The organism is Streptomyces similanensis (assembly GCF_039543625.1).
Lineage (GTDB): Bacteria > Actinomycetota > Actinomycetes > Streptomycetales > Streptomycetaceae > Streptomyces > Streptomyces similanensis.
On record NZ_BAABKC010000042.1, the window covers coordinates 76,198 to 89,103 of the forward strand.

The following is a 12,906-nucleotide window of genomic DNA, read 5'->3' on the forward strand; positions in this document are numbered from 1 at the left end:
GCGGCGGCCGTGGACATCCCCTCCTGACGGGGCGTGTCTACGGCCGCCACAGCGGGTGTTCGCGTTTCGCCCACTCGCGGCCGACCCGTCCGGTGCGCAGGCCGCGCCGGGCCTCCGGGTCGCCGAGCGCCATGCCGATGTGGCCGGCCAGCACCACGCCGACGGTCAGGGCCAGCCAGTCGTGCACGAAGGTCGCGCCGGTGCGCCACACCAGCGGGGCGAGCCGAGTGAACCACATCATCAGGCCGGTGCCCAGCATTACGAGGGCGGCCCCGGCGATCCAGGCGGCGTAGATCTTCTGGCCGGCGTTGAACTTCCCGGCCGGGCGGGACGAGCGGCGCCTGTCGCGGCGCAGCGCGGCCCGCAGCCAGACCCTGTCGTGCGGGCCGAACCGGTCGAGCAGCCGCAGGTCGGCGCGGAACGCGCGGGAGGCCAGGCCCAGCAGGACCGGGACCGGCAGGGCGAGCCCGGCCCACTCGTGCAGGCGGACCACCAGATCGCGGCGGCCGACGAGGACGGCGAGCTGGGGGACGTAGAGGCAGGCCGCCGTCACCACGCAGATCCCCATCAGTACGGCCGTGGCGCGGTGCACCCGGCGCTGGGCGGGGCCGAAGCGGCGTACGGCGGCGCCGGGCGGCGCGGGGGCGTCAGCCGGTGGGGTCATCGCCGCGTCCGTTCGAACGGCCGACCCAGGCGTCGACGTCGTAGCCGCGCTCCTCCCAGTAGCCCGGCCGCACCGCGTCGGTGACGGTGATGCCGGAGAGCCACTTGGCGGACTTGTAGAAGTACATCGGGGCGACGTAGAGGCGGACCGGGCCGCCGTGGTCGTGGCCGATGTCCGCGTCCCGCATGCGCAGCGCGACCAGTACGTCGGGGCGGCGGGCCTGGGCGAGGGTGAGGCTCTCGCTGTAGGCGCCGTCGAAGCAGGTGAAGCGCACCGCCTTCGCCGAGGGGCGGACGCCGGCCGCGTCCAGCAGCCGGGACAGCCGGACGCCCTGGAAGGGCGTGCGGGGCACCCGCCAGCCGGTGACGCACTGCACGTCGCGCACCATGCGGGTCTGCGGCATGCCCCTCAGCCCGGCCAGCGTGTACGTCGTGGGACGGTCGACCAGGCCGTCGACGGTGAGGCGGTAGTCCGTGGCGTCACGGCGCGGCACGGAGCCGGTGACCGAGTAGTAGCGGAAGCCGCCGCCGTTGGGGAGCAGTCCGGTCAGGCCCGTGGGGTCGTGGCCGGAGGCGGCGCCGAGGAAGTCCTCCAGGCCGCGTTGCAGGGTGGGCGCGGCGGCCACGCCCAGGGCGCCCAGGCCGAGGGTGGCGAGGAAGACGCGGCGGCCGACGGGCCGGCCGGGTTCCTCCGGCGGTCCCGGGCTCTCGGGTTCTTCCGGCGGTCCGGGCCTCTCGGGCGGTCCCGGGTCGCCGGGCGGTTCGGAGTGCACCCCTCCATTCGAGCACCCGCGCCCGGGGCGGGGCCAGGGAACGCGGGTGCTCGTCAGGGGTCCGTAACCTTTTCCGGCGGCCGCGGGCTACGGCCGCGGTTCGGGTGCGGCCGCCTTGTCCAGCTGGAACGCCTCGTTGCCCAGTCCGATGCGGGCGTGCGCCTCGGGCCTGCGCCTGCGCAGGACGGCGCCCTGGACCAGGCCGACGACGACGGCGAGGCCGATGACGCCGGGCAGGATCCGGCTGAGCGCCGAGCCGGGCCCGGCGCCCACCAGGACGTCGAAGTCCTTGACCGTGTAGACGGCGATCACCAGCAGGGCGAGGCCGGCCAGGGCGGAGGTGACCAGGCGCCAGGCCTGCGCCGCCGCCGCGCCGCGCCGGACGAAGAAGACGATCACCGACAGGGAGGCCGCCGCCATCAGCACGATCACGCCGAGCGCGCCGATGTTGCCGCCCCAGGTGAACAGGTGCAGCACGGGCGCGGTGGGGTCGCCGGCCGGCTTGTCGTCGGCGACCGCGAAGGCGATCACGACGACCAGCGAGAAGACGGTCTGCGACAGCGATCCGATGGCGGGCGCGCCGCTGGCGCTGGAGGTGCGGCCGAACGTCGCGGGCAGCAGACCCTCGCGGCCCATGGCGAAGGCGTAGCGGGCCACCACGTTGTGGAAGCTGAGCATCGCCGCGAACATGCCGGTGACGAACAGCACGTGCAGGATGTCCGTGAACGTCCCGCCGAGCCGGGACTCGGTGAGGGTGAACAGCAGGCCCGCGCTCTCCTTGCGGGCGGTGCCGACGATCGCGGACGGGCCGGCGGCGACGGTCAGCGCCCAGCTGCTGACGGCGAAGAAGACGGCGACGCCGGCCACCGCGAGGAACATCACGCGCGGCACGAGGACGTGCGGGCGGCTGGTCTCCTCGGCGTACACCGGGGCCTGCTCGAAGCCGAGGAAGGCCGCGATGCAGAAGCAGAGCGCGGTGCCGATCCCGGCGCCGGAGAGGGTGTCGGGGTTGAAGGCGTGCAGGGACAGGCCCTCCTTGGCGGGGTCGCCGATCGCGGCCACGTCGAAGACGACCACCAGGATCACCTCGATGACCAGCAGGACGCCGAGCACGCGCGCGTTGACGTCGATCTTCAGCCAGCCGAGCGCGCCGACGGCGGCGACGGCCAGCAGCGCCGGGATCCACCAGGCGACGGTGACGTCGGCGTAGGTGGCGAAGAGGTTGGAGACCTCGAAGCCGAAGATGCCGTAGATGCCGGCCTGGAGGGCGTTGTACGCCACCAGCGCGACCAGCGCGGCGCTCGCGCCGGCCGTGCCGCCGAGGCCGCGGGAGATGTACGCGTAGAAGGCGCCCGCGTTGTGGACGTGCCGGCTCATCTCGGCGTAGCCGACGCTGAAGAGGACGAGGACGACGCCGAGGACCACGAAGAGCAGGGGCTGTCCGACGATGCCCATCACCGCGAAGGTGGTGGGCATCACCCCGGCGACCACCATCAGCGGGGCGGTCGCGGCCAGCACGGACAGGAGCAGGCCGCCCGTGCCGAGGCGGTCGGCGCGCAGCGCGCGTTCCTGGCCCTTGAAGGTGCTGATGCCGTCGCCGCCGGCGGTGGGTCTGCTCGTGCGCGAACTGCCCGTCGTCATCGGGACCGTCCTTTCGGGCCTCGTCAGGCTTGCGGGAATGGCTCGTGTGCGGTGCTCGTGTGCGGTGCTCTTGCGGTGCTCTGGTGCGGTTGCGGACGTGCGGCTTGCCGCGTGTGCGGGCTTGCTCGTCGTGCGGGCTTGCGGTCGTGCGGGCTTGCGGTCGTGCCGGCTTGCGGGTGGTGGGGCTAGGCGGTGCCCAGGGCGGTGGCGCGGGCGGTGCGGAAGGCGGCGCACGGGTCGTGGTCGGGGTACGACCACGGCGCCGGGGTGGCGTGGTCGCCGATGCGGAGGAACAGCGCGGCGGCCTCGGCGGCACGCCCCTGGCAGTGCTTGGCGTGCGCGAGGTAGTTCAGGTCGATCATGTGCCGTGGATGGCCCTCCTGGCCCCATTCCAGCCACCAGTCGAAGGCGGTCTTCATCACCTGCCGGGCCCGGCGGCCGGCCCAGTGCCCGGAGGCGGCCGGATCGGCGGGAGTGAGACCGGCGCCGGCCAGCACGCGGTAGCGCTCGGCGTGCGCGACCACCGGCAGGATGGCGAGCGGGGAGTCGGCGGGGGCCTGTTCGGCGGCCCAGTTGGCGAAGTCGTAGACCTCGTGCAGCGGGTCCGGGCCGGCGTCGGCGTGCCGCTCGGCGAGCGCGGCCACCATCACGTGGTGGGCGTGGTGGTGGTCGGGGTGGCGCAGCCGCACCTCGTCGAAGAGGCGGACCACGTCGGCCTCTTCGCCCACGGCGCGCTCCAGCAGGAGCAGTCCCAGCCACGGAGTGGGGTCGGCGGGCGCGAGCGCGGCCGCGGCCCGGCACGCCTCGCGGGCGGGGCCGGGCTTCTCCTCGCCGCGCAGGGCGCGCTGGACCAGTGCCATGCCGAGCAGGACGCGGGCGTCGGCGGACTCGGGTTCGGCCAGCAGCCAGTCGCGGGTCCAGGCCGCGGTGTGCGAGGGCTCGGCCAGGACGGCGACGCGATGGCCGCGCCGGTCCCACTCGTCGCCGGTGCGGGCCAGCAGGGTGCGCACCGCCTGCCAGCGGCCCTGGGCCAACGCGGAGCGGGCGGCGCCGAGTTCGGCGTCGTCGAGAGCGGCGTCGAAGGCCTGGGCCGCGCGCTTGCGGCCGCGGCCGAGGGGCGGGGGTGGGGACACCGCGGGACTTCCTCTACGCGCTCTTCGATGATGCTGTGTTCGTGCCGTGTCCGTGCCGCGCACGCCGGTCTCCGTGCGGTGGCGGTGGCCGCGGGCCGGTCCGGTGGGGCGGTGCCGCCCCGTCCGACCCGCTCGCCGCGGTCCGCCCTCCGGTCGTCGGCCGACCGTCGGCTGATCACGGACAGCAAACCCGCAGCCAACACCCGGCGTCAAGGGCCACCGGCGCGTTACACGCGTCAACTGGGGTGACCGGAAAGGCACTTGTGTCACCTGGGGGGTGGCAGGACCTGATCGGCATCGCGGCCCGCCGCCGGTCGGCGTCTCGCGTCACGAGCCCGCGAGACCGCGCGCGTCTCACTCGTGTGGCGTACGCCATGGCGCGGCGCCGCCAAAGGCCCCACCCTGGCCGCAGGGCCGGGCCGTCGCCCCGACGCGGTGGACGTCGTGACCGAGTCGGCTGCCCGGATCCGGGTACTCCCAGCGGCGAACGGTGCCCCGGGCCGCTAGAGTCGGCCCTTACGCACCCGTGGCCCGACCGGATGATCGAGGTACGCAGCGTGTCGGTTCTGGTTCTGATCCTCGCCGTGAGCGCCGCCTGCTGCCTGGGGTTCGGATTCGTGCTCCAGCAGAACGCCGCCCAGCGGGCCCCGCTGAGCGACTTCCTCTCGCCCCGGCTGCTGCTGGACCTGATCAGGGTGCCGCGCTGGCTCGGCGGTCTCGGGCTGATGGTCGTCGGCATGGTGCTGGGCGCGGTGGCGCTGGGCCGGGGGGAGATCTCCCTGGTGGAACCGCTGCTGGCGACCAACCTCCTGTTCGCGCTCGCGCTGTCGCGAAGACAGACCCGGCAGCCGCTGGGCCGCCAGGGCTGGCTGGGGCTCGCGCTGCTGGCCGGCGGGGTGACGGCGTTCATCCTCGGCGGCCAGCCGCGGGCCGGCACCGCGGTCACCGATCCGCTGCGGCACTGGCTGATCATCGGGACCATGGTGGGCGTGGCACTGGTGCTGACCGCCTACGCCAAGCGCTCCCGGCTGAGCTGGGGTCCGGTGCTGCTGGCGGTGGCCGCCGGGCTGCTGTACGGCGTGCAGGACGCGCTCACCCGGGTGAGCGGGCAGCGCTTCTCGGCGGGCGGCTGGGCGGAGCTGTTCACCAGCTGGCAGCCGTACGGCCTGTTCGCCATCGGTGTCACCGGGCTGATCCTGGTGCAGAGCGCCTTCGAGACGGCGCCGCTGCGCATGTCGCTGCCCGCGCTCACGGCGGCCGAGCCGCTGGCCGGGATCGCCTGCGGGGTGGGCTTCCTGGGCGACCGGCTGCGCACCGACGTGGCCGCGCTGGCCTGGGAGGCGTCGGGTCTCGCGGCGATCGTCGCCGGCATCGTCCTGCTGGGGCTGCACCCGGCGATGCCCTGCGGGGCCTCGCCCACCGAACGCGGCGAGCACCGGCTCCAGCCGCGCTGACCCGGCGCCCGCCGACGGCCGCCCCGCCCCCGTCCCGCCCCCGCCGTCTCGACGGCCGCCGGCCGTCCGCCGCGGCGGGGGCGCCTGGTTGGATGGGGGCATGAGCGCTGCGGACGAGATCCTCGACATCGTCGACGAGAACGACCACGTCGTCGGGCAGGCCCCGCGCGGCGAGGCCTACACCCGCGGGCTGCGGCACCGCTGTGTCTTCATCGAGGCCCGGGACGCCGACGGCCGCCTCTTCGTGCACCGCCGCACCGCGACCAAGCTCACCTTCCCCTCCCTGCACGACATGTTCGTGGGCGGGGTCGTCGGGGCCGGCGAGAGCTACGACGCGGCGGCGCTGCGCGAGGCGGAGGAGGAGCTGGGGGTGAGCGGGCTGCCCCGCCCGGAGTTCCTGTTCAAGTTCCTGTACGAGCACGAGGGGGGCCTCAGCTGGTGGTCGGCGGTGTACCAGGTCCGCTGCGAGCTGCCGGTGCGCCCGCAGGTCGAGGAGGTCGCCTGGCACGACTTCCTGCCGGCCGACGAGCTGGAGCGCCGGCTGCCCGGGTGGGAGTGGACGCCGGACAGCCTGGCCGCGTACGAGCGGCTGAAGACCTACCGGTCGATGCGGTGAGGCGGCTCCCGGGCCGTCGGCGCGCCCGCCTGGGTAGGGTCCTGGGGTGATCGACTTCGTACGGAACGTCCGGCTGTGGTTCGCCCCCGAAGAGGTGCGGGAGGAGGGCCGGACGCCGGACTACCGCTTCTCGCTGGCGAACGAACGGACCTTCCTCGCCTGGCTGCGGACCGCGCTCGCCCTGATCGGCGGCGGGTTCGCGGTGGACCAGTTCCTGCCGCACCTGCGCTGGGCGTGGCGGGTCGGGCTCGCGCTGGCGCTGCTCGCCGCGGGCGTGCTGTGCTCGCTGCGGGCGATCAACCACTGGGTGCGGTGCGAGCGGGCGATGCGGCGCGGGGAGGACCTGCCGACGTCGCGGTTCCCCGCGCTGCTGAGCGTGCTCGTCGCGGTGGTCGCCGTGGTGATGGTCGTGGTCGTACTCGCCGGCCGGGCGGGATGAACGGGCCCGGGCCGGACGGCATCGGGTCCGGACCCGACGGTGCGGGGTCCGGACGGGACGGCGCCGAGACCGGACGGGACGGCGCCGGTGCCGGGGCCGAACGGGACGGCTCGGGGGCTGGGCGCGACAGTGCCGAGGCCGAACGGGACGGCTCGGGGGCAGGGCGCGACGGCACCGCAACCGGGCGGGACGGCACCACGGCGGAACGCGACGGCTCCGGGACCGGACGCGACAGCGCCGGTGCCGGGGCCGAACGGGACGGCTCGGGGGCCGGGCGGGACGGTGTCGGGGTGGGGGTCGTGCGGCGGGATCCTGGGCTTCAGCCCGAGCGGACCCGGCTGGCCTGGCGGCGTACCACGCTGTCCGGGACGGTGGCCGCCGTGCTGGCCGTGCGGGCGACCCTGCACGGCGGGGCCACGGCCGGCGGGCTCGTCGTGTGCGCCGTGTGCTGTCTGCTCTGGCTCTGCTTCCTGCTGATCGCCCAGTTCCGCATCCGCCGCCTGGACCGGGCGGCCCCGCGGGCGCTCCCCCCGCGCCTCGCCGCTGCGGCGGTGGCGGCCACGGTCGCGCTGGCGGTCTGCGCGGCGGCGCTGATCGCCTGAGTTTCCGACGGGAATGGGCTGAAAGGGAGGGTGGCCCCGGTCACGTCCGGGTCAGCCACTGGACGACATACCGACCGGTCGGCATCATGGACGCGTCCCGTTCCCCTCGGATCAGCCCGTAGGAGCAATGATGAGCCCCGACCACCCGCCCGGACTCGACCTCGACCGGCTGCGCCGCCTGCTGGACCGGGAGCGGCCCGGCCTGGTGCGGGGCCCGCTGACCGGCCGGCTGATCGAGGGCGGGCGCTCGAACCTGACGTACGCGGTCTCCGACGGCGCCGCCCGGTGGGTGGTCCGGCGGCCTCCGCTCGGCCATGTGCTGGCCACCGCGCACGACATGCGGCGCGAGCACCGGGTGATCAGCGCGCTGCACCCGACGAACGTGCCGGTGCCGCGCCCGGTGCTGCTGTGCGAGGACGAGGAGGTGCTGGGCGCGCCGTTCTACGTCATGGAGTTCGTCGAGGGCACGCCGTACCGCACCGCCGACCAGCTCGCCCCGCTGGGCGAGCGGCGCACCCGGGACGCGGTGCTGTCGCTGGTGGACACCCTGGTCGAGCTGCACGCGGTGGACCCCGCCGAGGTGGGCCTCGCCGACTTCGGCCGCCCGGAGGGGTTCCTGGACCGGCAGCTGCGCCGCTGGGGCAAGCAGCTGGACGCCTCCCGCGACCGCGACCTGCCCGGCATCGACGAGCTGCACTCGGCGCTCGGCCGCGCGCTGCCCGACTCCCCCGCGCCCACCGTCGTGCACGGCGACTATCGCCTGGACAACGTGCTGATCGGCCAGGACGACCGGATCAACGCGATCCTCGACTGGGAGATGTCCACGCTCGGCGACCCGCTCACCGACCTGGGCCTGCTGGTGATGTACTGCACCCCGCTCGGCCTGCCGAAGTCGCCGGTGTCCACGACCGCCGAGGCGGCCGGGCACCCCTCCCCCGCCGAGCTGATCGAGCGGTACGCCGCGCGCTCGGGGCGCGACGTCTCGGCGGTGGCCTGGTACACGGCGTTCGCCTGGTTCAAGCTCGCCGTGATCCTGGAGGGCATCCACTACCGCTACACGCTCGGCCAGACGGTCGGCCGCGGCTTCGACCGCATCGGTGACCTCGTCCCCGTCTTCATCCAGCACGGTCTGACCACACTTCACGAGGGCCTCCAGGAGGGCTGATCCATCATGGACTTCGCGTTCGACGCGCGCACCGAGGAACTGCGCGCCCGGCTCCTCGCCTTCATGGACGAGTTCGTGTACCCGGCCGAGCCGGTGGCGCACGAGCAGCGGGCACGGCTCGCCTCCCCGTGGGAGAACCCGCCGGTGGTGGAGGAGCTGAAGGCCGAGGCGCGCCGGCAGGGGCTGTGGAACCTGTTCCTGCCGGACGCCGAGCACGGCGCCGGGCTGACCAACCTCCAGTACGCCCCGCTGGCCGAGATCACCGGCCGCTCCCCGCAGCTGGCGCCCACCGCCACCAACTGCGCGGCCCCGGACACCGGGAACATGGAGGTGCTGGCCCAGTTCGGCGACGAGCGGCAGAAGAAGCAGTGGCTCCAGCCGCTGCTGGCCGGTGAGATCCGCTCGGCGTTCGCGATGACCGAGCCGGAGGTGGCCTCCTCGGACGCCACCAACATCACCACGCACATCGAGCGGGACGGCGACGAGTACGTCGTCACCGGCCGCAAGTGGTACATCTCCGGGGCGATGCACCCGGACTGCTCGATCTTCATCGTGATGGGCAAGACCGACCCGGACGGCGCCGACATCCGCCGTCAGCAGTCCATGGTGCTGGTGCCGCGCGACACGCCGGGCGTGACCGTCGAGCGGGCCATGCAGGTGTTCGGGTACGAGGACCACTACCACGGCGGGCACGCCGAGGTGGTCTTCGACCACGCGCGCGTGCCGGTGTCGAACCTGATCGGCGAGGAGGGCGGCGGTTTCGCCATCGCGCAGGCCCGGCTCGGCCCCGGCCGGATCCACCACTGCATGCGGCTGATCGGCATGGCCGAGCGGGCGATCGAGCTGATGTGCCGCCGGGCGGTGTCCCGTACGGCGTTCGGCAAGGCGCTGGCGCAGCAGGGCGTGGTGCAGAACTGGATCGCCGACGCGCGGGTGCAGGTCGAGCAGCTGCGGCTGCTGGTGCTGAAGACGGCCTGGCTGATGGACACCGTCGGCAACCGGGGCGCGCACACCGAGATCCAGGCCATCAAGATCGCCACGCCCCGCGCGGTGGTCGCCATCCTGGACCGGGCGATCCAGCTGTACGGCGCGGGCGGGGTGAGCCAGGACTTCCCGCTGGCCGAGCTGTACGCGGGGGCGCGCACCCTGATGCTCGCCGACGGCCCGGACGAGGTGCACCAGCGGTCGCTGGCCCGCCGGGAGCTGAAGAAGTACCTGTAGGGCCACAGGGGTAAGGGGCGGTCGCCATGGCGACCGCCCCTTACCCCTGCCGCTCGGGTCTACGGCCGCAGGGCCCGCAGCAGCAGGTCGGCCAGGTGGTCGGCGACCTCCTGGGGGGTGAGCGGGCCGCCGGGGCGGTACCAGGTGGACAGGTGGTGGACGGAGCCGAAGTGGTAGTCCACCACCAGGTCGGCCGGGGTGGCCCGGGAGAAGACGCCCTGCTCCTGGCCCTCCTCGATGAGTGCGCGGAAGCGCTCGTGGTAGCGCCGGCGCTCGGCGCGGACCTGCTTGTTCTTCTCGGGGCTCAGGTGGTGCATGGAGCGGAAGAAGATCATCGCGTCGTCGAGGTTGTCGATCGTGGTGACGACGACGTCGGCGGCGGCGCCCCGCAGCCGCTGCTCCACCGGCTCGTCGGCGTTGGCGAAGGCGTCGAGCCGCTCCTGCTGGACGCGCAGCACGCGCGCGTACACCTCGTGCAGGAGGTCGTCCTTGGAGCCGAAGTAGTGGTAGAGGGCGCCCTTGGTGACGCCGGCCGCCTCGACGATCTCCTGCACGGAGGTGCGGTCGTAGCCCTGCTCGGCGAAGAGCCGGGTGGCGGCGGCCAGGAGCCGCTGGGGAACCGGGGTCCCGGCCGGGTCCGTCGTCGTGGGCACTGCCGCCACCTGCCTTTCCGTGGACCTACCGGTCCTGCTGTTCGCGCGGGGTTCCTCGGGTACGGGAACGCAGTTCCCGACGGAGGATCTTCCCACTGGCCGTCTTCGGCAACTCGGGCAGGATCTCCACCTGCCGCGGGTACTTGTAGGCGGCCAGTCTCTCCTTGCAGTACGCGGCCAGTTCCTCCGGGGCCACCCGGGCGTCCGGACGCAGGCTGATGTACGCCCGGACGGTCTCGCCGCGGTACCCGTCGGGCACCCCGACCACGGCCGCCTCGCGCACCGCCGGGTGGGTGTAGAGGACGTCCTCGACCTCGCGCGGCCACACCTTGAAGCCGGAGGCGTTGATCATGTCCTTCTTGCGGTCGACGACGTAGAGCCAGCCGCGTTCGTCCATGAAGCCGATGTCGCCGGTGCGCAGCTCGCCGTCGGGGAAGGTCTCGGCGGTGGCGTCGGGCCGCCGCCAGTAGCCGGGCACCACCTGCGGGCCGCTGACGACGATCTCGCCCGGCTCGCCGAAGGGCAGCTCCCGGCCCTCGTCGTCCACGATCCGCACCACCGTGTCCGGGCCCGGCACGCCCACCGCGAGCGTCCCGGAGACCGGGTCGACGGGCGCCTCCCGGCCGGGCGGCACGGAGGCGCAGGGCGCGGTGCACTCGGTGAGGCCGTAGCCGTTGCGGAGGTACGGTCCGAAGCCGGCCCGGAACTTCTCGACCAGCGCGGGCGGCAGCGGCGCGCCGCCGGAGGAGATGACCGCGAAGGAGGCGAAGTGGTCGGGGGTGACGTCGGGGTGGGCGGCCAGCGCCATGAAGGCGGTGGAGGGGCCGACCGTGTAGTGCGGCCGGTGCTCGGCGAACGCCTCCAGCACCACGCCGGGTTCGAAGCGGTACGCCAGCACCAGCGTGCCCGCGCTGTTCAGGCAGGCGCCGAACTGGCAGACCATGCCGGTGATGTGGAACAGCGGCGCCAGCGCGAAGTACACGGGCGCCTCGGGCAGGCCGAGGCCGGTGCGCTGCCGCTCGGCGTTGTACATGATGTTGCCGTGGGTGTTGGTGGCGCCCTTGGGGGTGCCGCTGGTGCCCGAGGTGTAGCTGATCAGGGCGATGTCGTGCGGGGCCGGGTCGCGGCCCTCGGGCGCCGGGTGGCCGGCGCGGGCGACGGCGACCAGGTCGTCGGCGTCGGCGGCCCGCGGCAGCCGTTCGAAGGCGAGGACGCGCGCGTCGTCGCGGGTCTGGAGGTCGCGTTCGCTTGCGGTGAGCGCGATCCGCACCGGGGAGCCGGCGGCCGTCTCGCGCAGGTAGGACTCCCAGGCGCGGTCCGAGCAGATCAGCGCGGCCACCTCGCCGTCGGCCAGCACGTGGGCGACCTCGGCCGACTTGTACATGGGGTTGACCGGGACGACGACGGCGCCGGCCTTCCACGCGCCGAGGACGGCGAGCACGAAGTGCGGGGAGTTCTGGAGCAGGACGGCGACCCGTTCGCCGGGCCGCAGGCCGCGCGCGGCGAGGTGACCGGCGACCGAGTCGCTCAGCTCGTCCGTCTCGCGGTAGGTGAGGCGGGCGTCGAAGTAGGCGAGGAAGGCGCGGTCGGGGGCTTCGGCGGCCGAGCGGCGCAGGGCGTGCACGAGCGAGCCGGCCGGGTGGACGGGGGCGCGCTGGGCGTCGTCGAGCAGGTCCAGCCAGGGCCTGGCGGCGTAGCGGGAGGCGGGGGCGGCGCTCACCGGGTCTCCTCCCAGGTGCGCTGGAGGTGGTTCATGCCGGCCAGCCAGCGGTCGGGGTCGGCGGCCCGCGCCCGGTAGAAGCCGGCCACCTCCGGGTGCGGCAGGATGAGGAAGCGGTCCTCCTCGATGCCCTTGAGCAGGGCGTCGGCCACGTCCTCGGGTTCGATCGCGGTGGGCTGGAGCACCAGGTCGCCGGCGCTGCCGGTGGCGGCCAGCATGTCGGTGCGCACGCCCTGCGGGCAGATCGCGTGCACCTTGATCCCGCGGTGCCGGTAGGTCAGCGACAGCCACTCGGCGAAGGCGTACGCGCCGTGCTTGGTGACGCTGTAGGGGGCGGCGCCGATCATGGTGAGCAGGCCGGCGGCGGAGACGGTGGAGACGAACCGGCCGGCGCCGCGCTCCAGCCAGGCCGGGAGCAGTGCCTCGGCGGCGCGGACGTGGGCCATGACGTTGACGTCCCAGGCCCGTGCCCAGACCTCCTCGCCGGCCGCCTCGGAGCCGCCGGAGCCGAGGCCGGCGTTGGCGCAGTACACGTCGACCGTGCCGCCGAGCGCGTCCCGCGCGTCGGCGACGACCGCGGCGGCGTCGCCGGGCAGCGCGATGCCGCCGATCTCGTCGGCGACGGCGGCGGCCCGGGCGGCGTCGAGGTCGTTGACGACGACCTTCGCGCCCTCGGCGGCGAACCGGCGGGCCAGCGCGGCGCCGATGCCGCCTCCGGCCCCGGTGACGACCACTCCCGCACCCTGAACGGCTTGCACCATCGGTCTCCTTCGACACGGCACACTACGGCTCTGCCGCGCCACACTAACCGGTCGGTATGGAGTCC

13 protein-coding genes are annotated in these 12,906 nt (G+C 74.2%); 6 read left to right on the forward strand and 7 right to left on the reverse strand.

The features are described from left to right. Nucleotides 1-37: 37 nt before the first annotated feature. From ABEB07_RS13925 to ABEB07_RS13940, 4 genes are all read right to left on the reverse strand, one after another. Nucleotides 38-664 carry a cytochrome b/b6 domain-containing protein gene (locus ABEB07_RS13925; protein WP_345668596.1) on the reverse strand — a complete coding sequence of 209 codons (627 nt, stop codon included), beginning with the start codon at nucleotides 662-664 and terminating at the stop codon, nucleotides 38-40. Further along, nucleotides 648-1,436 (reverse strand): molybdopterin-dependent oxidoreductase, encoded by a 789-nt coding sequence (locus tag ABEB07_RS13930; RefSeq protein WP_176148351.1) that lies wholly within the window; start codon nucleotides 1,434-1,436, stop codon nucleotides 648-650. Before ABEB07_RS13930 ends, ABEB07_RS13925 begins: the two co-directional genes overlap by 17 nt. Before the next feature lie 87 nt (nucleotides 1,437-1,523). Next, complete coding sequence (locus ABEB07_RS13935) at nucleotides 1,524-3,077, reverse strand: APC family permease (protein ID WP_345668597.1); 1,554 nt, start codon at nucleotides 3,075-3,077, stop codon at nucleotides 1,524-1,526. A 185-nt stretch (nucleotides 3,078-3,262) separates the two neighbouring features. Then, nucleotides 3,263-4,210 (reverse strand): hypothetical protein, encoded by a 948-nt coding sequence (locus ABEB07_RS13940; protein WP_345668599.1) that lies wholly within the window; start codon nucleotides 4,208-4,210, stop codon nucleotides 3,263-3,265. 557 nt (nucleotides 4,211-4,767) lie between these two features. On the opposite strand from ABEB07_RS13940, the gene ABEB07_RS13945 reads away from it, so the two are divergent. From ABEB07_RS13945 to ABEB07_RS13970, 6 genes are all read left to right on the forward strand, one after another. Continuing rightward, nucleotides 4,768-5,664, forward strand: coding sequence for a DMT family transporter (locus ABEB07_RS13945; RefSeq protein ID WP_345668601.1), 897 nt, complete (start codon nucleotides 4,768-4,770; stop codon nucleotides 5,662-5,664). A 100-nt stretch (nucleotides 5,665-5,764) separates the two neighbouring features. After that, the gene (locus tag ABEB07_RS13950) at nucleotides 5,765-6,280 is read left to right on the forward strand and encodes an NUDIX hydrolase (RefSeq protein ID WP_345668603.1); all 516 of its coding nucleotides are present in this window, start codon (nucleotides 5,765-5,767) and stop codon (nucleotides 6,278-6,280) included. A 46-nt stretch (nucleotides 6,281-6,326) separates the two neighbouring features. Continuing rightward, a complete protein-coding gene (locus ABEB07_RS13955) occupies nucleotides 6,327-6,719 on the forward strand; it encodes a YidH family protein (RefSeq protein WP_176148355.1) in 393 nt (130 codons plus the stop codon). A gap of 299 nt (nucleotides 6,720-7,018) precedes the next feature. Continuing rightward, nucleotides 7,019-7,321: a DUF202 domain-containing protein gene (locus ABEB07_RS13960; protein WP_345668604.1), complete on the forward strand. Its 303-nt coding sequence runs from the start codon at nucleotides 7,019-7,021 to the stop codon at nucleotides 7,319-7,321. A 130-nt stretch (nucleotides 7,322-7,451) separates the two neighbouring features. Continuing rightward, entirely contained in the window at nucleotides 7,452-8,486 is a 1,035-nt protein-coding gene (locus ABEB07_RS13965) for a phosphotransferase family protein (protein WP_345668605.1), read from the forward strand. 6 nt (nucleotides 8,487-8,492) lie between these two features. After that, nucleotides 8,493-9,707, forward strand: a complete 1,215-nt coding sequence (locus ABEB07_RS13970) for an acyl-CoA dehydrogenase family protein (RefSeq protein WP_345668606.1) — start codon at nucleotides 8,493-8,495, stop codon at nucleotides 9,705-9,707. A 59-nt stretch (nucleotides 9,708-9,766) separates the two neighbouring features. Here the strand turns inward: ABEB07_RS13970 and ABEB07_RS13975 are convergent, their stop codons facing one another. The 3 genes from ABEB07_RS13975 to ABEB07_RS13985 are packed head-to-tail and all read right to left on the reverse strand — an operon-like array spanning nucleotide 9,767 to nucleotide 12,841. After that, nucleotides 9,767-10,360, reverse strand: coding sequence for a TetR/AcrR family transcriptional regulator (locus ABEB07_RS13975; RefSeq protein ID WP_176148359.1), 594 nt, complete (start codon nucleotides 10,358-10,360; stop codon nucleotides 9,767-9,769). Nucleotides 10,361-10,385: 25 nt separating this feature from the next. Then, entirely contained in the window at nucleotides 10,386-12,080 is a 1,695-nt protein-coding gene (locus ABEB07_RS13980) for a class I adenylate-forming enzyme family protein (protein ID WP_345668607.1), read from the reverse strand. Continuing rightward, nucleotides 12,077-12,841 (reverse strand): SDR family oxidoreductase, encoded by a 765-nt coding sequence (locus ABEB07_RS13985; RefSeq protein WP_176148361.1) that lies wholly within the window; start codon nucleotides 12,839-12,841, stop codon nucleotides 12,077-12,079. The genes ABEB07_RS13980 and ABEB07_RS13985 overlap by 4 nt, the downstream gene beginning before the upstream one ends. Between the last annotated feature and the right edge of the window lie 65 nt (nucleotides 12,842-12,906).